Origin of the sequence: Streptomyces sp. NK08204 (assembly GCF_020400585.1) — a bacterium.
In the GTDB taxonomy this organism is placed as follows: domain Bacteria; phylum Actinomycetota; class Actinomycetes; order Streptomycetales; family Streptomycetaceae; genus Streptomyces.
Genome location: NZ_JAINVF010000009.1, coordinates 249,293 through 269,769, shown reverse-complemented (window position 1 = coordinate 269,769; position 20,477 = coordinate 249,293). Strand labels below are relative to the sequence as shown.

Annotated in this window: 16 protein-coding genes; 8 read left to right on the top strand and 8 right to left on the bottom strand. The window is 71.5% G+C overall.

Annotated elements, in window-relative coordinates; genetic code table 11:
• Positions 1–2,068, bottom strand: a 2,068-nt coding sequence (locus tag K7G59_RS17245) for a DEAD/DEAH box helicase (RefSeq protein ID WP_374114242.1), incomplete at its 3' end; no start/stop codon positions are given.
• A gap of 405 nt (positions 2,069–2,473) precedes the next feature.
• Here K7G59_RS17245 and K7G59_RS17240 point away from each other — a divergent pair.
• Positions 2,474–3,214, top strand: a complete 741-nt coding sequence (locus tag K7G59_RS17240) for a ferritin-like fold-containing protein (RefSeq protein WP_225835092.1) — start codon at positions 2,474–2,476, stop codon at positions 3,212–3,214.
• 20 nt (positions 3,215–3,234) lie between these two features.
• On the opposite strand, the gene K7G59_RS17235 is transcribed toward K7G59_RS17240, so the two are convergent.
• The 4 genes from K7G59_RS17235 to K7G59_RS17220 form a co-directional block, all read right to left on the bottom strand.
• On the bottom strand, positions 3,235–3,507 hold the full coding sequence (locus tag K7G59_RS17235; RefSeq protein ID WP_225835091.1) for a hypothetical protein: 273 nt from the start codon (positions 3,505–3,507) through the stop codon (positions 3,235–3,237).
• Positions 3,508–3,690: 183 nt separating this feature from the next.
• Positions 3,691–3,918, bottom strand: coding sequence for a DUF3107 domain-containing protein (locus K7G59_RS17230; protein WP_225835090.1), 228 nt, complete (start codon positions 3,916–3,918; stop codon positions 3,691–3,693).
• 134 nt (positions 3,919–4,052) lie between these two features.
• Positions 4,053–4,694, bottom strand: a complete 642-nt coding sequence (locus tag K7G59_RS17225; RefSeq protein WP_225835085.1) for a TetR/AcrR family transcriptional regulator — start codon at positions 4,692–4,694, stop codon at positions 4,053–4,055.
• Between the two features lie 176 nt (positions 4,695–4,870).
• A complete protein-coding gene (locus K7G59_RS17220; RefSeq protein WP_225835083.1) occupies positions 4,871–5,095 on the bottom strand; it encodes a hypothetical protein in 225 nt (74 codons plus the stop codon).
• 249 nt (positions 5,096–5,344) lie between these two features.
• On the opposite strand from K7G59_RS17220, the gene K7G59_RS17215 reads away from it, so the two are divergent.
• The 7 genes from K7G59_RS17215 (at position 5,345) to moeZ (ending at position 14,648) form a co-directional block, all read left to right on the top strand.
• Positions 5,345–6,391 carry an alpha/beta fold hydrolase gene (locus tag K7G59_RS17215; protein WP_225835081.1) on the top strand — a complete coding sequence of 349 codons (1,047 nt, stop codon included), beginning with the start codon at positions 5,345–5,347 and terminating at the stop codon, positions 6,389–6,391.
• A gap of 8 nt (positions 6,392–6,399) precedes the next feature.
• Positions 6,400–7,986: a DUF3152 domain-containing protein gene (locus tag K7G59_RS17210; RefSeq protein ID WP_225835079.1), complete on the top strand. Its 1,587-nt coding sequence runs from the start codon at positions 6,400–6,402 to the stop codon at positions 7,984–7,986.
• A gap of 230 nt (positions 7,987–8,216) precedes the next feature.
• A complete protein-coding gene (locus K7G59_RS17205) occupies positions 8,217–9,896 on the top strand; it encodes a DUF3492 domain-containing protein (protein WP_225835077.1) in 1,680 nt (559 codons plus the stop codon).
• Positions 9,893–11,461, top strand: coding sequence for a hypothetical protein (locus K7G59_RS17200; protein ID WP_225835075.1), 1,569 nt, complete (start codon positions 9,893–9,895; stop codon positions 11,459–11,461). Before K7G59_RS17205 ends, K7G59_RS17200 begins: the two co-directional genes overlap by 4 nt.
• A gap of 237 nt (positions 11,462–11,698) precedes the next feature.
• The gene (locus tag K7G59_RS17195) at positions 11,699–12,658 is read left to right on the top strand and encodes an NAD(P)-dependent oxidoreductase (protein ID WP_225835074.1); all 960 of its coding nucleotides are present in this window, start codon (positions 11,699–11,701) and stop codon (positions 12,656–12,658) included.
• Positions 12,646–13,398: a spherulation-specific family 4 protein gene (locus tag K7G59_RS17190; RefSeq protein WP_225835072.1), complete on the top strand. Its 753-nt coding sequence runs from the start codon at positions 12,646–12,648 to the stop codon at positions 13,396–13,398. The genes K7G59_RS17195 and K7G59_RS17190 overlap by 13 nt, the downstream gene beginning before the upstream one ends.
• A 71-nt stretch (positions 13,399–13,469) precedes the next feature.
• Complete coding sequence (gene moeZ, locus K7G59_RS17185) at positions 13,470–14,648, top strand: adenylyltransferase/sulfurtransferase MoeZ (RefSeq protein ID WP_225835070.1); 1,179 nt, start codon at positions 13,470–13,472, stop codon at positions 14,646–14,648.
• Positions 14,649–14,781: 133 nt separating this feature from the next.
• On the opposite strand, the gene K7G59_RS17180 is transcribed toward moeZ, so the two are convergent.
• From K7G59_RS17180 to K7G59_RS17170, 3 genes are all read right to left on the bottom strand, one after another.
• Positions 14,782–15,384, bottom strand: coding sequence for a recombinase family protein (locus K7G59_RS17180; protein WP_225835068.1), 603 nt, complete (start codon positions 15,382–15,384; stop codon positions 14,782–14,784).
• A gap of 155 nt (positions 15,385–15,539) precedes the next feature.
• A complete protein-coding gene (locus K7G59_RS17175; RefSeq protein ID WP_225835065.1) occupies positions 15,540–16,913 on the bottom strand; it encodes an FAD-dependent oxidoreductase in 1,374 nt (457 codons plus the stop codon).
• A 40-nt stretch (positions 16,914–16,953) separates the two neighbouring features.
• Entirely contained in the window at positions 16,954–19,935 is a 2,982-nt protein-coding gene (locus K7G59_RS17170) for a Tn3 family transposase (RefSeq protein WP_225835063.1), read from the bottom strand.
• Positions 19,936–20,477: the final 542 nt, after the last annotated feature.

Sequence of the window (20,477 nt, the reverse complement as noted above, 5' to 3'; positions counted from 1 at the left end):
CGGCTTCGGCGGCTGCCTCGGTCTTCGCGGCAGCCGTCTTGCGGGTGCGGCGGGGCTTGGCCGCCGGGGCGGCTTCCGCCGTGGCCTCGGACACCGGGCCCACGGCCGTCGTGCCCTCGGCGGTTGTCACCGCGGCCTCCGCGGCCTCCGCGGTCTCCGCGGCGCCCACGGCCGCCTTGCGGGTGCGCCGGCGCGGCTTGGCCTCCGTGGTCTCCACGGTGTCCACCGCGGCCTCCACCTCGATGGCCTCCGGCGCCGTGGTGGCCGTCTTGCGCGTGCGGCGGCGCGGCTTCGTCTCCGGTGCCGGGCCGGCCTCGGCGGCCGGCTCGGTCACCGGGCTCTCGGCGGGCGCAGCCTCGGTCGCCTGCGGTTCGGCCGACTTGCGCGTGCGGCGGCGGCGCGGCACTTCCGGCGTGTCCGCAGCGGCCGGCCCCTCCGCCGTGTCCACCGTGTCGACGGCGGCCTCGGGAGTCACCGGTGCCGTCGACGTGACCGTCGCCGCGGTGGCCGTCACCGGCTCGGCGGACGCTCCGCCGCGCGTACGGCGACGGCGGCGCGGGGTGCGCCTGGCGGCGGACTCCTCCGTGGCGGACTCGTCGGCCGGCACCGGTGCCGTCGCGGTCGTAGCCGGCGTGGCGGACGGGTCCACCGGGGCCCCGCCGCGCGTACGACGGCGGCGGCGCGGCGTACGGTTCGTCCGCTCGCGCTCGGCGGTCACGGCCTCCGGACGGTCACCGCGACCGCTCCGGCCTCCGCGACCGCGCGCACCGCGGCCACCGGTCTCGCCCAGGTCCTCCAGCTCCTCGGCCGCCAGCCCGGCACGGGTCCGCTCCGAGCGCGGCAGGATGCCCTTCGTGCCCTCGGGGATGTTCAGGTCGGCGAAGAGGTGCGGGGACGTCGAGTACGTCTCCACCGGGTCGTTGAAGTCCAGCTCCAGCGCCTTGTTGATCAGCTGCCAGCGCGGGATGTCGTCCCAGTCGATGAACGTGACCGCCGTACCCTTCGCCCCCGCGCGGCCGGTGCGGCCGATGCGGTGCAGGTACGTCTTCTCGTCCTCCGGGGACTGGTAGTTGATGACGTGCGTCACGCCCTCGACGTCGATTCCGCGAGCGGCGACGTCGGTGCAGACGAGGACGTCGACCTTGCCGTTGCGGAAGGCCCGCAGAGCCTGCTCACGGGCGCCCTGGCCGAGGTCGCCGTGGACCGCGCCGGAGGCGAACCCGCGGCGCTGCAGCTGCTCGGCGATGTCGGCGGCCGTCCGCTTCGTACGGCAGAAGATCATCGCGAGTCCGCGGCCCTCGGCCTGCAGGATGCGCGCGACCATCTCCGGCTTGTCCATGGAGTGCGCGCGGTAGACGAACTGCTTGATGTTCGCCTGCGTCACGCCCTCGTCGGCGGGATCGGTGGCGCGGATGTGCGTCGGCTGCGACATGTAGCGGCGGGCGAGGCCGATGACCGCGCCCGGCATGGTCGCCGAGAACAGCATGGTCTGGCGCTTCGCCGGCAGCATGTCCATGATCTTCTCGACGTCGGGCAGGAAGCCCAGGTCGAGCATCTCGTCGGCCTCGTCGAGGACCAGGCACTTGACGTGCTTCAGGCTCAGCTTCTTCTGGCCCGCGAGGTCGAGCAGGCGGCCCGGGGTGCCGACGATCACGTCGACGCCCTTCTTCAGGGTCTCGACCTGCGGCTCGTAGGCCCGGCCGCCGTAGATCGCGGTGACGCGTACGTTGCGCACCTTGCCCGCGGTCAGCAGGTCGTTGGTGACCTGCGTGCACAGCTCGCGCGTCGGTACGACGACGAGCGCCTGCGGGGCGTCGGTGAGTGCCTCGGGGGCGGCGCGGCCGGCCTCGACGTCGGCGGGGACGACGACCCGCTCGAGCAGCGGAAGACCGAAGCCCAGCGTCTTGCCGGTGCCGGTCTTGGCCTGGCCGATGACGTCGGTGCCCGACAGGGCGACGGGGAGCGTCATCTCCTGGATGGGGAAGGGGGTGATGATGCCGACGGCCTCCAGGGCCTCGGCGGTCTCGGGGAGAATCCCAAGCTCTCGGAACGTCGTAGTCAGGATCATGCCTCTTCTGTGTGCGCGGCCCGAGGCGAGCGCGGGGGTCATGTCTGACCGTGCCGGGGACGTCGGCTGCCGTACGGGCGAACCACTGGGGCAAGCCGTATGACACGGGACCTCTGCCGACGCTCGAGCGCTCGTGCCGCTGAGGGTGTCCCTCCGGTCGTCGTACGCACAGTGCCGTACGGGTGGGGAGGGCTGTCGGGTCGGAGCCGATCGGGCCACCGACCGGGCATCCTCATGCGTGCTGACCCTGTCGAGGCCGTCGTACATCGTCGACGCACTCAGCAGGGCGCATTACCACCATACCCCGGATTCGCGCACATGCGATGGCCGATTTGGTCACGTAGTCGTGGTCACAGTGGTCGGCAGAGGCTTCCGAGGTGCGGCAGGCGGGCTATTGTGCGCCTCATGACTAGCTCTGACAAGCCTGAGAACGCCTCCGCCGCCGGCCACACCGGGGTCGCCGCCCAGGACTGGGCGCAGGCCTCCGCCGACCCGCAGTACCGCGCCGCGGTCGTGGACCTGCTCGGCGCGCTCGCGTACGGGGAGCTGGCGGCGTTCGAGCGGCTCGCGGAGGACGCCAAGCTGGCACCGGGCCTGACGGACAAGGCGGAGCTGGCGAAGATGGCATCGGCGGAGTTCCACCACTTCGAGCGGTTGCGGGACCGGCTCACCGAGATCGGCGAGGAGCCGACCGCGGCGATGGAGCCGTTCGTCGCGGCCCTGGACGGCTTCCACCGGCAGACGGCACCCTCGGACTGGCTGGAGGGTCTGGTCAAGGCGTACGTCGGTGACTCGATCGCCAGCGACTTCTACCGGGAGGTCGCGGCCCGCCTGGACTCCGACACCCGCGAACTCGTGCTCGCCGTCCTGGACGACACCGGGCACGCCGGTTTCGCGGTGGAGAAGGTGCGCGCGGCCATCGACGCCGACCCGCGTGTGGGCGGAAGGCTGGCGCTGTGGGCGCGGCGGCTGATGGGCGAGGCGCTGTCGCAGTCCCAGCGGGTGGTCGCCGACCGGGATGCGCTGTCGACCATGCTCGTGGGCGGTGTCGCCGACGGGTTCGATCTCGCGGAGGTCGGCAGGATGTTCTCGCGGATCACGGAGGCGCACACGAAGCGGATGGCCGCGCTGGGCCTGGCCGCGTAGCGCTCTGCGGGTGCGAACCGCTACGCCGTCGCTGATCGTCGGCGGAGGCGGCTGCCTGACGGGCGCAGCAGCAGGGACAGGGACGCCACCGCCACGACGGCCGCGCCGAGGATGCTCAGCGGGAGGCTTCCCGGGCCCAGGACGCTGTGGGTGACGAAGGCGCCGAAGACGGCTCCGGCGACGCCCGTCGAGTACACCAGCGGGCGGGCCGGCAGCCGGTGCGAGAGGCGGTGTGCCGCCGCCCAGGCGAGCACCAGGCCGAGCACAGCGGATCCGAGCACTTCCAGGATCATCCGACGTCCTCCCAGGGGGGCGGCCTGCCCTTGACGTTCGTACCCCGTCATACCCGTGACCTGCGGATTCCAATCCTCCGCTGGGGGAGGACTTGCGCTGCCGCCCGTGTGCCGGCAGGCGCAAAGAGGGCCCGGCGGCATGTGCCACCGGGCCCTGGTCCCGACCTGGAGCGCTGCGTGGACCTACAGCGTCCCGAAGCCCACCTTGCGCACCGTCGGCTCGCCGATCTCCACGTACGCCAGGCGGTCCGCCGGGACCAGGACCTTGCGGCCCTTCTCATCCACGAGGCTCAGCAGCGCCGACTTGCCGGCCAGTGCCTCGGCCACCACGCGCTCGACCTCCTCGACGCTCTGACCGCTCTCCAGAACGATCTCGCGGGGCGCGTGCTGCACGCCGATCTTGACCTCCACGGCTATGTCCCTCCGACGGTCAGTGATGTGCGCGATCTTCCGCGCCGTACGCAGCACACATTAGCCCGGTGAGGGGACGTACACGCTGCGGGACGGAACGCCAGGAGCGAACACCGCGCGGGAACAAACGGGGGTCAGCGGGACTCGGTGCCGTGCAGCGGGAAGCCGGCGATGCCCCGCCACGCCAGCGAGGCCAGCAGATGTACCGCCTGTTCGCGCGGGACGCTCCGGTCGCTGTGCAGCCAGGAACGGGCCACCACCTGGGCGAGGCCGCCCAGTCCGGACGCCAGCAGCATCGACTCCGCGCGGGAGAGGCCGGTGTCCTCGGCGATGACCTCGGAGATGGCCTCGGCACAGTCGTTGGTGACCTTGTCGACGCGCTCGCGCACGGCGGGCTCGTTCGTCAGGTCGGACTCGAAGACCAGGCGGAAGGCGCCGCCGTCGTCCTCCACATACGCGAAGTAGGCGTCCATGGTCGCCCGCACGCGCTGCTTGTTGTCCGTCGTCGACGCCAGCGCGCCGCGCACGGCCTGGATCAGCGACTCGCAGTGCTGGTCCAGCAGAGCGAGGTAGAGGTCCAGCTTGCCGGGGAAGTGCTGGTACAGCACCGGCTTGCTGACGCCGGCCCGCTCGGCGATGTCGTCCATCGCCGCCGCGTGGTAGCCCTGCGCGACGAAAACCTCCTGAGCGGCGCCCAGCAGCTGATTCCGTCGGGCTCGGCGCGGCAGACGGGTACCCCGTGGGCGCGCCGCCTCAGTTTGCTCGATGGCTGTCACGCCGCCTCCCAAAGTCGTCCACATGCGGTGTCGCCGCGCCGCCATCGTACTTTTCGGTAATCGTGGTGTGCGCGGTGCGAGCGCAGAATTTCATGTACCGGACGGCGGCGAAAGCCACGGAGCGGGGCCGATGCGGCCTGACAGGGGCCGGTGCGGCCGGGACGGGGCGTTCGACGTCAGCGGTAGTCGTCCTCGTCGAGGGCCACCACGCGTGCCTGCTCGGCGAGATCGGCCTCGTTCGCGCGGTCCGGAACGATCTTCGTCAGCGGTTCGTCGCGGTCCGGCGCGATGTCGGCGTGCTGCTCGGCAGCGTCTCCCTCGGCGGCCTCGAAGTCGAGCTCCGCGCTCTCCTCGTCCTCCAGGTCCTCGATCGTGTCGGGCTCGATGGGGTCATAGGCCATGATCGGGCTCCCTTCCTACGAACGTCCCTGGAAGCAGCAGGGCGGGTCCACACGCGGGTGCCCTGTGTACGAGCCTAGGAGACACCTGATGCGGGCGCCATGCCATGAGCGCCCGTTCGCCACACGAGCCGTGCGGACGGGCGCGGGCGCTGCGGGCGGGTGCGGGCGGTGCGGGTACCGGTGGCGAGGAATGAACGCTGTGACGGCGAACACGTGAATCGCGAAGTGATCGTCTCGTAACATTGCGACATGTCTTCGACCGAGTCACCCTCCGTGCCGGCCGCCAGTGTGCTTCCGCGGGTTGCACCCGTCCGGGTCGGCGAGGGCGAGCGGATGAGGTCGGTCAGGCTGCCAGGGGTCACCCTGTCGCTCCGGTCCCGCCGGCCCGCGCGCGCGGGTCTGCCGCCCGCGCTGTACGTCCACGGGCTCGGCGGCTCCTCGCAGAACTGGTCGCAGCTGATGGTGCGGCTGGACGGCGTCGTCGACAGCGAGGCGGTCGACCTGCCCGGCTTCGGCGACTCCCCGCCCCCGGACGACGGCGACTACTCGGTCACCGGGCACGCGCGCGCGGTGATCCGCTACCTCGACGCCGCCGGCCGCGGCCCGGTGCACCTCTTCGGCAACTCGCTCGGCGGCGCGGTCGCCACGCGCGTGTCCGCCGTACGCCCCGATCTCGTCCGTACGCTCACCCTCGTCTCGCCCGCCCTGCCGGAGCTGCGCGTCCAGCGGACCGCGGTACCGACGGCCCTGCTGGGCGTCCCGGGAGTGGCCGCACTGTTCACCCGCCTCACCAAGGAGTGGACGGCCGAGCAGCGGGTGAGCGGTGTCATGGCGCTCTGCTACGGCGACCCCGCGCGGGTTTCGCCGGAGGCGTTTCGGTATGCCGTGGAGGAGCTGGAGCGACGGCAGCAACTGCCGTACTTCTGGGATGCGATGGCACGCTCCGCGCGCGGTGTGGTCAACGCCTACACCCTGGGCGGTCAGCATGGGCTGTGGCGCCAGGCCGAGCGTGTGCTCGCGCCGACGCTGCTGATCTACGGCGGCCGGGACCAACTGGTCGGCTATCGCATGGCGCAGAAGGCCGCCCGCTCCTTCCGTGACTCCCGCCTGCTGTCCCTGCCGGACGCCGGGCACGTGGCGATGATGGAGTACCCGGACGTGGTGGCCGGGGCGTTCCGGGAGCTTCTGACACAGGCCGGTTCGGCCGCGTCTGCGGATGCGGTGGTTCCGGTGGGTTCCGTCGACTCCGGTGAGGCCGCCGGGGGCGACGTCACGGCCACGAGTACGGGGAGCTGAGGGCCGAGGTGGGACGTCACAGCCGTAGGGGACCGGCGCCGAAGGACGGCCCCGCGGACATAGCCGCAAGGCGAGGGGGACGGGTTCCGGGCTCCGCGAAACGCCAGGACGATCGAGGCACGGAGGACGCGCAGGGTCCGCATGATGTGCAGGATGCCCGGGGCGGAGCCGTCGGCCCGGAAGCCGCGCGAACGACGCCGCCGGGCGCTCCGCCCCTGACGCCGCCCGGCCTGCCCGGGCAGCGGCGCGCTCCGGGGCAGGACGTGCCGCGTCTGCCTGACGGCACGCCCGCGCATGGTGTGCCGCGTCCCCCCGATGGGACCCCCGCGCACGGCACCCCCCGAGTCCGTGGTGGCCACCCCGAGCAGCGTGAAGCCGGGGGCGGCTGGGGTGAGTTCGCCGGGCCTGCCGGTGTGCGGCCCGGCACCGGCGGGCCCGCTGTCGTCGGACCTGCTGTCGTCGGACCTGCTGTCGTCGGACCTGCTGTCGTCGGACCCGGTGCCGGTGCGCCCGGTGCCGGTGTGCCCGCTGCCGGGCTGCCAAGACAGCGGCAGGCGGGGGGCGAAGGACACCGCCCTGTTCCCGGGCGTGCTCCAGGCCCGGGTCCTGGACGTGGAACCGGACCCCGGCAGGACTATCTCGACGCCTTCGACAAGGAACCCGACGTCCCCGCGCCCCGCGCGGGCGAGCCGCCGACCGCGACTTCGGAGTCGTACGCCACCGAGGCGGGCCCCGAGGCCGACCGGGGCGACGACGCGCCGCCCACCGGCGTGCCGGCGCAGCGGGGCGCCGGCAAGGGGCGGGCCTTCACGGGGATCGCAGCCGCCGCCGTCACCACCGTGCTGGCGGTCGTCGTCGCCGGGCACGTGACCGCGCGGCGCGAGGACGGCGCCGCACGGTCGAGTTCCGCCACCGACCAGGCGCGCGACGCCCACGACTCCGCCTCCCGCGGTGACGACCGTACGAGCCCCTCCGCCACGCCGAGCGCGGCGGCACTGACGTACGAGCAGAAGATGGACCGGAAGTACCCGCTGGGCGCCACGCTGAAGGGCCCGGGGAAGTTCGACACGGTGCCCGGCTTCGCCAGGGCGCCGGGCACGGGGCGGAAGTACACGTACCGCGTGGACGTCGAGCAGGGGCTGGGCCTGGACGGCGCGCTGTTCGCCGAGGCCGTGCAGAAGACCCTCAACGACGAACGGAGTTGGTCCCACGGCGGCGCCCGCACCTTCGAGCGCGTCTCCTCGGGCAAGCCCGACTTCGTGATCACCCTGGCCAGCCCCGGCACGACCGCCAAGTGGTGTGCGAAGTCCGGGCTGGACACCACGCAGGACAACGTCTCCTGCGACTCGGCCGCGACCGAACGCGTGATGATCAACGCCTACCGGTGGGCCCAGGGCAGCAAGACGTACGGGAACAAGATCCATGCGTACCGGCAGATGCTCATCAATCACGAGGTCGGGCACCGGCTCGGTCACGGTCACGTCAGCTGCCGACGGGACGGCGAGCTGGCGCCGGTCATGCAGCAGCAGACCAAGTTCCTCGACCACGACGGCATCCACTGCCTGCCCAACCCCTGGCCCTTCCCGGAGAGCTGACGGTCCGGCGTGAGGCTGCCGTGGCATGACGTCGGGCAGCCGGACAGTCACCTCCTGATCTCCTAGCGCGGCAAAACGCGTCCTGCACGCGAAAGTTACGACCGTTCACCCCTTTTGGTGGCGCGATGGACAACCGTCCGTCGCGCCACCGCCTTGTCCGCATACGTTCGTCCCGCTGCGAGCCGCCGGAGCGACGGCGGCTCCCCAAACAGGAGATCGGGGGTGCACACGTGCGCATCGGACTGCTTACGGAGGGTGGCTATCCGTATGTGAGCGGTGACGCCAGACTCTGGTGCGACCGGCTCGTGCGCGGGCTCGCACAGCACGAGTTCGACGTCTACGCGCTCAGCCGCAGCCGGCAGCAGGAGGCCGAGGGCTGGGTTCCGCTCCCACCCCAGGTCAGCCGGGTTCGTACGGCGCCGCTGTGGACGGCCGAGGACGACGGGGTCGCCTACGGACGGCGCGCGCGCCGGCGCTTCGCCGAGTGCTACGAGGAACTGGTCGCGGCGGTCTGTGCCGACTCCGACGGTCTGGCGGACCGTTTCGCCACTGCGCTGTACGGACTCGCCGAACTCGCCCGGGACGAGGGCGGACTGACCGGAGCGCTCCGGTCGGACACCGCCGTACGCGCCCTGGAACGCGCCTGCCGCGCCCCCGGCGCGCTGCGCACGGCGCACGAGGCGCGCGTACCCGACCTGCTCACCATCACCGCTCACCTCGAACGCGCCCTGCGCCCCCTCGCCCTCGACTGGTACGGCGACGACGGCCTCGGCGCCGCCGACCTCTGCCACGCCACCGCCGGCGGTCCCGCCGCCGTGCCCGGCCTGCTCGCCCGGCACTTCTGCGGCGTCCCGCTGCTGGTCACCGAGTACGGCGTACAACTGCGCTCGCACTACCTGACCCTCGGCCCGGACGACGCCGCCCCCGCCGTACGCGCCCTGCTCGCCGCCTTCCACGGCCGGCTCGCCACCGAGGTCTACCGACGCGCCGAGATCCTCACCCCCGGCAACGCGCACGCGCGCCGCTGGCAGGAACGGTGTGGCGCCGACCGGGCCAGGATCCGCACGGTGTACCCCGGCATGGAGTCCGCCCACTTCACGGAGGTCGGCGAGTCACCCGACCGAGGCGACCCGGACACACTGGTCTGGGTCGGCCGCGTGGAACCCGCCAAGGACCTGGTCTCGCTGCTGCATGCCTTCGCGGAGGTCCGCAGGGAGGAGCCCAGGGCCCGCCTTCGGGTCGTCGGCACCCCCGCGGGTCCCGAGGGCCCGGCCTACCTCGGCCACTGCCGGGCCCTGGCCGCGCAGCTCTTCCCGGACGAGGCCGAGGGCGTGCACGCGGTCGGCGACAACCCGGTCTCCTTCGAGGAGATCGGCGGTCCGGAGGCGCCGACGCTCGCCGACGCCTACGCGTCCGGCGCCGTGATCGTCCTGTCCAGCGTCGTCGAGGGCTTCCCGATCAGTCTTGTCGAGGCCATGTTCTGCGGCCGGGCCACGGTGTCGACGGACGTCGGTGCCGTGGTCGAGGCGATCGGCGGTACCGGCCTGGTGGTCCCGCCGCGCAATCCACGGGCGCTCGCCGAGGCGTGCGTGGCGCTGCTGCGCGACCCCGAGCGCCGTGTGCGCCTCGGTGCCGCAGCGCGTGCCCGGGCGCTCGAACTGTTCACCGTCGAGCAGAACATCGAGGCGTTCCACGGCCTCTACCTGGAGATCGTCTCGCACTGCCCGGTGCGCCGGGTCCTCCTGGACGAGGCCGGTGAACCCCTGCCGTTCGCCACCCCGGCCGAGTCCCATGTTCCTGGCCGCCTGCCCGGTCCCACGGCCCACGCCCTCACCTGCGGCATCCCCGCCTGGGCCGTCATGGCACCGGTCCGGGCGACACAGGTCGCGGCTGCGGAGGGAGCGCGATGAGCGGTAGAGCAGAGGGCGCGCGTGCGCAAGGGGAAGACGCGCGCCGGGGGGAGGAGCCGGGTGACCCGAGCGAGCTGAGCGAACGGGACCGGCCGGGGATGCCGAGCGGCGCCGACGCGTGGGACGAGCGGTCGGGGGAGTGGCTGGCAGAGGGCGGGGAGACGGAGAAATCCGGTGGTGAGGCGCCCTCGCCCGCTGCGGGCCGGATGGCCTCCGCGGCCTCCGCCGCTGCCGACTTCCCGGGCTCCGAGGCGGCAGAGACCGCGCCGGCTGCGGGACCTGCGGGCGGTCCTGCCGTGGGCCTCCTGGGCGCTACAAGCCCTCTGGCCTCCAAGGACGCCTCCGAGGAGCGGCAGCGGACGCCGGTGCCGCCCCCACCGCCCGTCCCGGGCACTGGCCCCACCCCTGCCGACGCGCGCGGCGCCGTGGCCGCCGTGGCCGACAAGGTCCGTCGCACGGCCTTGCGACGCGGTGCCGTCGACCCCGTCAAGGCGCTGCTGCACCGGCACCGTGAGCTGTGCGAGCGGGCCGTGGACCCCCTGGAGATCGCGGCCGGGCTGGAGGCACACGGCGTCACCGACCGCACCGCGGCCCGCTTCCGCCACCGGGACGTCTTCTCGCTCGCCGAGGAGCTCTACGCGCGCGTGCCCCGCGACAACGAACCGCGCCCGGCGCCCGACCCTCCCCAGGCGCCCCGCGTCCGCGCCGACTGGGTGCTGCTCACCCTGCTGCCCGGCGCCCTCGGCACAGCCACCGTGACCGGCGTGCGCCTCACCCAGGGGCAACCCCGCTTCCTGGTGGCCCTCGGCGGTGTCCTCGCCGTAGCCCTCGCGCTCCGCGTGGCACTGGGCCGCGGCCCTCTCGCCGCCCCGCCCGGCACCCCGGCGCGGCCCGCGGCACCCGGCACGCGCGCATGCACGCTCTGGCTGCTCGGCTACGCCCTCTTCGGCGACGGACTCCTCCAGGCCGTCATGACCGGCGGCCCGGACGCCCTGCCCACCGGCGCCCCGGACGGCCCCTGGCCGACGGCCACCGCGCCCGTCCTGGCCCTCACCCTGGCCTGCGCCCCGGCGGCATGGTGCGCCCACCTGCTCGCGGCGGGCGCCCGCCGAAGGCTCGCCGGCAGCCGGGGCCTGCACGACTTCACGGCCGCCGTGCAGCCTCTGCTGCTCGGCACGTTCACGCTGTTCCTGGGCGCTGTCACCGCGCTGCTCCTGCTGTGCAGCACCCTCCTGCACGAGCCCGCCGCCTACCCGCAGGCGCTCACCCTGGGCGCCCTGCTGCTGCTCGCCCGGCTGCTCGGCGTGCACCACCACCGGCGCGCCCCCGGTCTCGTCCTCGGCGTGACGGCGGCCGTCGAGGTGGCGGCACCCGCGCTGCTGCTGGGCGGCCGACTGCCCGGCTGCGCTTTCCTGGCGAGCCCCGTCCAGGCACTCGTGGACGCCTGTGGAACGGCCGGCGTGCCCGCCCTCGCCTGCGGCGCGGGGGCCCTTGCCCTGCTGGTCCACGCCACCCACGCCCTCACCCGGGCCTCGGCGCACGCGCCCGCGGGGGCACCCGAGTGAACCCTCCGCCACCGGTCCGGCACGCCGCCGGAGGCAACCGCACCACCCCTACGAAGGAGAACACCAGATGACCACCTCCCGCCCCGGAGCGTCCGGAGCCGCCGTAACCAACGGAACTCCCGTAACCGCCGGAACTGCCGCAACAGCCGGAACTGCCGCAGCGTCCGCAGCCGCCGTTGCCATCGGGGTCGCCGCTGCCTTCGCAGCCGCCGGTGCCCACATCCCAGGAGGCGCCCGATGAGGGTCCTGCTGATCGGAGCCAACGGATACCTCGGCCGTTTCGTCGCCGACCGGCTGCTCGCCGACCCGGCCGTCCAGCTCACCGCGCTCGGCCGGGGCGACGACGCCGACGTCCGCTTCGACCTCGCCACCGGCAGCCCCGGCGCGCTCACCCGCTTCCTCAACGCCGTCCACCCCGGTGTCGTCATCAACTGCGCCGGCGCCACCCGCGGCGGCGCGCGGGAGCTCACCCGGCACAACACCGTCGCCGTCGCCACCGTCTGCGAGGCGTTGCGCCGCAGCGGCTGCGGGGCACGTCTGGTGCAGATCGGGTGCGGCTCCGAGTACGGGCCCAGCCAGCCCGGCTCCTCCACGGCCGAGGACGCCGTCCCGCGCCCCGGCGGCCCGTACGGCGTCAGCAAGCTCGCCGCGACCGAACTGGTCCTGGGCTCCGGACTCGACGCCGTCGTGCTGCGCGTCTTCTCGCCCGCCGGACCCGGCACCCCGGCCGGCTCCCCGCTCGGCCGCCTCGCCGAGGCCATGCGCCGCGCCATGCAGTCCGGCGACGGGGAACTGAAGTTGGGCGGCCTCGGCGTGCAGCGCGACTTCGTGGACGTACGCGACGTCGCCCGCGCCGTGCACGCCGCCTCGCTCTCCGCGGCGCAGGGCGTCATCAACATCGGCTCCGGCCGTGCCGTTCGCCTCAAGGACGCCGCCGCCGTCCTTGCCCGCGTGGCCGGATACGGCGGCGCCCTGCACGAACTCGACGCCCCGCCCGGCCCTCTGCGCAGCTCCATCGTCCACCCCCGGGCCGACTCCGACCACGCGCCCCTGGCCGCGTTCCCGTACCCGGACGGCTGCGGCAGCTGGCAGCAGGCCGATGTGCGCACCGCCCGCGACCGGCTCGGCTGGAGGCCGCGCATCAACCTCGAAGAATCCCTGGCCGACATCTGGATGGAGGCGGCATGCCGCATCTGACCAGCACCGCGGCGGGCGCCACCGGCACCGGGGTCCGCACCGCCCTCGGCATCCCCGGCTTCGCCCACCCCCTGCTGGCCCCCGCCCAGTGGGCCGAACTCGCCCGGCCCGGCACCCCCTTGGACTGGGTGGTCCTCGACGTCGCCGCCGGGCCGGGCAGCCGGCCCGACCCGTACTGCCTCCAGGCGGCCGGGCGGCTGCGCGCCGCCGGTGTCCGCGTCCTCGGCCGCCTGGACGCGGCGCACGGCGCCCGAGCCCTCGGCGACCTGCTCTCCGACGCACGCCGCTATCTGGACTGGTACCGGGTCGAAGGCTTCCTGCTGCACCGCTGTCCCACCGAACGCACCGCGCTCGCCGAGGTCCGCCGTACGGTCAGCACCCTGCGGGCGATCAGTGACACCGCTCACATCGTGCTCGGCCACGGCCGCCAGCCGCACCACCCCGGGTACGCGGAGTGCGCCGACCAGCTCGTGACCTTTCACGGACCCTGGTCCGACTACCGTTTCTCGCAGGTCGCCGAGTGGACCGCCGACTATCCGCCCGACCGCTTCTGCCACTTCGTGCACGGCGTGCCCCGCGGTCACCTGGAGGAGGCGCTGCGCATGGCGCGCTGGCAGGGCGCGGCGACGATCTACTTCACCGACCGTACGGATCATGGTGGCCGGGCCGACCCCTGGGAGACCATGCCCGGTTACTGGGACGAAATCGTCTCGCGTGTCGGGACACGTGTCTCGGAATGAAAATCGTCATGGCAGTGTTACGGGAGAACAACCGTCATGACCGTCATGACTGACCGACCAACGGAGTCCCCGTGTCGCTGCCACCCCTGGTTGAGCCGGCTGCCGAGCTCACCGTAGATGAGGTTCGCAGGTACTCCCGCCACCTGATCATCCCCGATGTGGGGATGGACGGGCAGAAGCGGCTGAAGAACGCCAAGGTGCTCTGTGTGGGCGCCGGCGGCCTGGGCTCGCCGGCGCTGATGTACCTCGCCGCCGCGGGCGTCGGCACCCTCGGTGTCGTTGAGTTCGACGAGGTCGACGAGTCGAACCTGCAGCGCCAGATCATCCACAGCCAGTCCGACATCGGCCGCTCCAAGGCCGAGTCCGCGCGTGACAGCGTCAAGGGCATCAACCCGTACGTGAACGTGATCCTTCACGAGGAGCGGCTGGAAGCCGACAACGTGATGGACATCTTCAGCCAGTACGACCTGATCGTCGACGGCACCGACAACTTCGCGACCCGCTACCTGGTCAACGACGCCTGCGTGCTGCTGAACAAGCCGTACGTGTGGGGCTCGATCTACCGCTTCGACGGTCAGGCCTCCGTCTTCTGGTCCGAGCACGGTCCCTGCTACCGCTGCCTCTACCCGGAGCCCCCGCCGCCCGGCATGGTCCCGTCCTGCGCCGAGGGCGGCGTCCTGGGCGTGCTGTGCGCGTCCATCGGCTCCATCCAGGTCAACGAGGCCATCAAGCTCCTCGCGGGCATCGGCGAGCCGCTCGTCGGCCGCCTGATGATCTACGACGCCCTCGAGATGCAGTACCGTCAGGTCAAGGTCCGCAAGGACCCGAACTGCGCGGTCTGCGGCGAGAACCCGACCGTCACCGAACTCATCGACTACGAGGCCTTCTGCGGCGTCGTGTCCGAGGAGGCCCAGCAGGCCGCCGCCGGTTCGACGATCACTCCCAAGCAGCTGAAGGAGTGGATCGACGGCGGCGAGAACATCGAGATCATCGACGTCCGAGAGCCGAACGAGTACGAGATCGTCTCCATCCCCGGCGCCAGGCTGATCCCCAAGAACGAGTTCCTCATGGGCGCGGCCCTGGAGTCCCTCCCGCAGGACAAGAAGATCGTCTTGCACTGCAAGACGGGTGTCCGCAGTGCGGAAGTCCTCGCGGTCCTGAAGTCCGCGGGCTTCGCCGACGCCGTCCACGTGGGCGGCGGCGTCATCGGCTGGATCAACCAGATCGAACCGCACAAGCCGGTCTACTGATCACCGGTCTCGCTCACCAGCGAGGCTGAGGAAGCCCACGGCTCTGACCAGCTCAGACGCCGTGGGCTTCTGTCGTTGTCGGCCCAGGAGTCCTAGCTCAGACACCGGGGAGCAAGTAACCCGCCGGTAGCTTTCAGGGCTTCGCGGCCGTGGTCTTCTTGGGCTGGCGGGGCACGGTCTTCGTCTTGTCGAGGTGGCCATACACCGTCGACCGGGGCACGGCGAACATGTCGGCGATCTGCTGGACGGTCTTCTCCCGCTCGTCGTAGAGCTGTTGGGCGAGCGCGGCCTGGTCCGCGGTGAGCTTCGGCCGACGCCCGCCGACCCGGCCGCGAGCACGAGCAGCGGCGAGCCCGTCGTTGGTGTTCGCCACGATCAGCTCGCGCTGGAGCTCGGCGAGCACGGACAGCATCCCGAACATCGCCCGGCCCTCCATCGTGGCGGTGTTGATGCCTTGCTCGATGACGTGCAGCCCGATGCCGCGCTCGCGCAGGTCGGCGCCGAGGGTCACCAGGTGCAGCACGGACCGGGAGAGCCGGTCGAGCCGGGTGACCTTCAGCGTGTCGCCCTCGCGCAGCAGCTGGAGGACGAGATCGAGCTTCGGCCGGGACGCCTTCGCGCCGCTCGCGGTGTCGACGTGGATGTTGTCGCGGTCGACGCCGGCCCGTAGCAGGGCGTCGATCTGATGATCGGGGTTTTGATCGGCGGTCGAGACCCGCGCGTAGCCGATGAACATGTGTCGGAATCTATCGGGCGGACCGTTCACCGACGTTGATTCTCGGCACGAGTTGTCGACACTGCCCGCCTGCGGGCTCTTGATCGCCGGGGCGAGTGTCGACAGACGGTCATTTGCCGACACTCAGCGTCGAAGGTGAGGTACCAGGCAAGCGCTCAGCCTGGAATGAGTGCGTCCCACTGATCGCGAGTCGGGCCGTCGTGCGTGGGCGAGAAGTCTGGGTGGTCGGCCAGCCAGTCGATAACGGCTCGGTTCACTTCGTCGGTGGCGTAGGCATCGTCGGCCGGTTGCAGGAGATGGCGTACCTGGGCGCGGGCTCGCATGACGACGGGATCGTCAAAGGCGCAGGCGGCCAGCGCAGCAGCCCGTCGATCCGAGGGCGGTGAGCTCTCTCCGAGGCGTTGCTCGTTGGCGCGGTCGGCCGTCACCTGCGCGTCGAACAACGGGCGGAGGGCCTGTGCCGTCCAGGCGTGGTAGCCGATGGGGTCCGCGGCGATCTGGTCGACATGGGCGGCGAGGTGCTGGGCGGCGCGCAGGCCGAGGGCCACGCCATGGCCCGAGGTGGGGTTGGTGTGGATGAGGCTGTCTCCGGCGTTGACCAGGCCAGTGACGATAGGTCCGTCATCGTCGGCGAGGGCGGTCCAGCGGTTGTCCAGGCCGGCCATCGCCAGGACGGCTGTCTGTGGTTCGGGGGCCAGGTCGAGCCAGGCGGCGGTGGCGGGGAAGAGGCGGGCGACGGCCTCGAACACGGCAGGGTCGGTGAGGGCGCCTCGGGTCGGATCACTCGTGGAGAGCACCAGGTGCGCCGCGAAGATGTCGTTGTCGGAAGGGAAGACGCCGGCGAGGGCGAACGGTGCGGCCGAGCCGGTCTTTACCCGTCCGGGGTCATGCGGGCCGTCGGCGCGCAGGCGGTACCAGCGGCACAGATAAGCGATCCCGGTGCGGTGGCTGTCGATCACGGGCGGGCGGCAGCCGGCCGCGGTCAGCCAGGAGGGGACCGACGAGCGACGGCCGGCCGCGTCGACGACGAGGTCCGCCTGGTGCATTTCCGCGCCCACCTGTACGCCGGTGACCCGGGGAGGGCGGCCCTCCTCGAAGGTGAGGGCGCGCACCCGGCAGCCTTGCCGCACTTCGACGGTGGGTTCCCGCCGCACGGCCGCGGTCAGGGCGGCCTCCAACACGATGCGGCGGGTGCGCAGGGTTACCAAGTCCTCATCGCCAGCCCGGTGCGGCGGATGCTCGTCGAACCAGTCGAAGTCGTGGTATTCCCGGGCTCCGCGTGCCAGCAGGTCCCTGTAGACATCAGGGGTCTCGGTGCGCAACATGGTGCGGACGGGCGCGAGAAACGAGTGGGGATGGTTGGCCTGCGGGACTCGGGGCCTGTCCCAGTGGAAGAAGTCCCGGTCGAGGTCGTCTCCGGCCTGCCGTGCAGCCTGCTCGAACAGCGTGACCGTATGGCCCCGGCGGCCAAGCATGAGCGCCGTCCCCAGCCCGCTGATTCCCCCACCGATCACCGCAACCCGCGCCACCGATCTCCCCTTCGCGTCGTGTTGCGGAATGAGCCTACCGTTAGACGATCTTCAGTTCGAAATCAGCGTCGTCCGTCGCGGTGCGGGGGCGGGGCATGGCGGCGACCGGTGCCAGGTCGAGCCGCTTGTCCATGTCCAGGCGGAAGGTGCCGTACGGGTTGACGTTGGACCAGAACAAAGCGGTCAGCCCGCGCCGGTCCTCGTCGGTGAGCTTCTTTACCCATGCCGGTTCGGCCAGCACCTGCTGGAGCAGCAGGGTGTTGACGTGCACGAGTGCGGACTGCAGCAGGTGCAGCGCGAGCATCGACGTCTCCGCGTGCTCCTTGTCAGGGCCGGTCAAGGCGCCGTCCTTGCCGTAGTGCAGCACGGTGTTCGCGCTGTTCCAGTTCTCCACGACTTGGAGCCCGCTGTGGATCTCGCGGCGCAGGCCAGGACTGGCGAGGTAGTCGCACGCGAAGATCGTGCGCACCGCGCGGCCGAGTTCTTCGAGGGCTTGGTAGGTGGGGTGCTTGGGACCGCCACGGGTGAAGCGCCGCAGGACCTGCTCGGCCTCCGCAGTGCCCAGGCGCAGGGCGGTGGCGTACTTGACCATCTGGTCGTACTGCTGGGCGATCAGGTCCCAGCGGATCGACCTGGTCAGTGAGCCGCCGAGCGCCGGCCACCCCGGCGGGTCGTCGTCGGGCCGGTACAGGCGGATGCTGCCGATGTTCTTCAGCCGGGGCAGCAGACGGAAGTTCAGCAGCTCGGTGAACGCGAACCCGACCACGCTCGCGCCGTGCGTGTCCACGTAGTTGGACTCGATCTCGGCGTCCGTGCAGTGCCGCAAAAGTCCCTCGATCATCGCCGCGACCTCAGACGACGAACAGGACTTCAGCTGGGAGTAGATACAGACGTTCTTCCGCTCCACGTGCCAGTAGATCATCACGCCGTTGCCGCCGTAGCGGGCGTGGTACTCGGTCATGAAGTTCGAGGACCAGGACCCGAACTTCTTCGAATCCGACGCGCACGCCGTCCCCTGCCCCCACCACGCGGTGTCACGGGCCGCGAAGGTGGCGTTCACCAGCTTCGTCACGGCGGCCCGCAGGTTGTCGACGGTGATGAAGTGCCGGCGCACGTGCCGCAGGGCGGCCTCGGTTTCGCCGTGCTCGCCGGTCGCCACGATCGCTCGGATGCCCATGTTCGTGCCCAGGGCGAACAGCGCGAGCAACAGGCGGCGCTGGAGGACGGCCCGGTCAATGCGCTCGTACGCGGCGACCGAGGAGAACTCATCAGTGAAGCCGGTGGCGAAGTCGGCGTTCTTCAGCACGTCCAGGAGATCGAGGACGCCCCACCGGCGTACGACCTCGTCCTTGAGTGCCTGGAGGCCGGTGGGCTCGTCCAGCTTCTCCAGCTTGGGCATGGTGATCCACGGCTCACCGTGCCGGGCGGTGACCTTCACCCCGCCCGCTGAGCCGTCCGCCAGAGCTGCCGAGAGCCGGTCCAGGCCGTCGGTCATGCGCCGCTTCAGGTCCGTGATGAACGCCTGCGGGTCCATCGGCTGGCGGATAGCGGCGTAGTGCACCGTGCGGGTGGCCTCGAAGTCGCCGGGCAGGTCGTTCTCCGGGTTGCGCCAGCGCAACCCGCCCTCGATGTAGATCTCGCGGCGGCGGATCGCGTCCCGCAGCCCGACCAGGACGCACAGCTCGTAGGGGATGCGCTCGACCTTGCCCTTGTCATCGATGACCGCCTCGCGCCAGTCCTTGCGTACGACGCCGTCCATCGGCACCTCGTCGGCACCGTCGTAGAAGCGGGTCTTGCCGTCGATGTCGGCGTACTTGGCCAGCAGCTTCAGCGCGTCCATCACCGGCCGGTAGGCGGTGTTGTTGCACCTGAAGCCCAGCGTGTTCAGCAGCGGCGGCAGCATCTGCCGGTAGTAGTGGCTGTACGACGAGCGCAGCGTGGTGCGGACCTTGGCCTTGAAGACCTTCTCGTTCGCCTTCGCCTCGGCCACCAGGTCACGCAGCGTCTTCTCCCCGACCACCGGGTACAGCGCCGTGCGCACGATCTCGTCCGGCTTGCCGATCGCGGCGTCGGCGAGCTTGAAGAGGATGCCCTCCTTGCCGCGGACCTTCTTCAGCTCCGCCGTCAGCTGCCTCTCTACCCGGCGCTCGGCACGGGCGTTGATCTTCTGCACCAGGGCAACCAGCAGATCCACCAGGGCATCGGTAATCTCCGCCTGCCGAGAGGAGCACAGCGCCGCGAGCAGCGTGATCCGTACGTCCTCGGCGGTGTCGCGGAAGTCCGAGGGGTACATCTTGATCGCCCGCGCACGCCAGGCGGCCAGCAGCTTCTCCGAGCAGTCTGCGAACAGCCCGTCGGGCAGACCGAGTCTGCGCACGTCGTTCAGCTTGGTGATCTCCGTCAGCAGGGAGTCCAAGCCGACCGCGCCCGGGTCGCGCTTGAGCGCGGCCAGCAACGCGGTGCCGTCCTCGTTGTCCTCCCCGACCAGCGCCAGCAGCCGTGCCGTGCCCGCGTCGCCCAGGCGCTCGATGGTCCGGGTGCAGAACGCCTTCTCCCACCGGCCCCGCGCGGCAACCAGAACCTTCTCGACCCTGGTCCGGCCGGGAGGCTCGATCTTCCTCTCCCGACACTCGACCAGCAGGGCCTCGCGCTGCCGGTCCTCCACCAGCTCGACCGGGCACACCTCGCTGGCCAGCCACGCCGTCAGCTGTTCCTCGTCCGCGAGGGTCGCCGGGCGGAAGCCCAGCGCCTCGCGGATTTGCTTACGGTGCCGCTTCGCGCCCGCCAGGTCGTACTTCGCAAGCTCGGCCACCGGCACCTTCACCAGCTCGGCAACGTACTCCACTGCGGGCTGCGGGAACTCCTCGACGACATCCGGGAACCGGGCCTCGATCTCGAAGAACTTGAGCATCAGGCAGAAGCCGAGCCGGGTCGGGCCAGACTTATTCGCCACCAAGTCCCAGTCACCATCTACCAGCGTCCAGCACGCCACCACGTCTTCCGGCGACCACTCCTGTCGCACGCCCGCCCCTTTGCCGTCGACTCTCCGGGCGTTCACCCGATCGGCTCAACGAGGTGCCTGGCGTGGGGAAACGGTGGATCTGAACCGCTGAAACCTACCGGCGGGTTACTTGCTCCCCGGTGTCTGGGCTAGGACTCCGGGGCCTTGTCGGTTGGTGTCGGCTGACCTCGGACGGCCCCAGGACGGCCCAGCCCCACGGTCCTGCAGAGGCGCGGACTTGCCCAGCTAGTGGCCCAAGGCTTGATCATCCGGCCTAGGCGTGTGTGGGCTTCGTCAGGCAAGACCGGGTTGGACGCATCGGCAGCAAGGTGCTCGCCGACTGGCCACAACACCTCGTACGGATCTTCAGCGCTGTCGCGGTCCAGGCGAAGAACGGCGTCATCGGTCATGGCGGCAAGCCAACCCGCTGCCGTTGACGGCGACGCCGTCTGACCCTGCTGCGTGCTGAAACTCGCGGTCGGGGGCGGATTCCGGTTCGCCCTCAGACGTTCCGGTCCGCTGTTGACTGCCAACGCTGATGTCAGGTGCCGTGCCGACAGCCG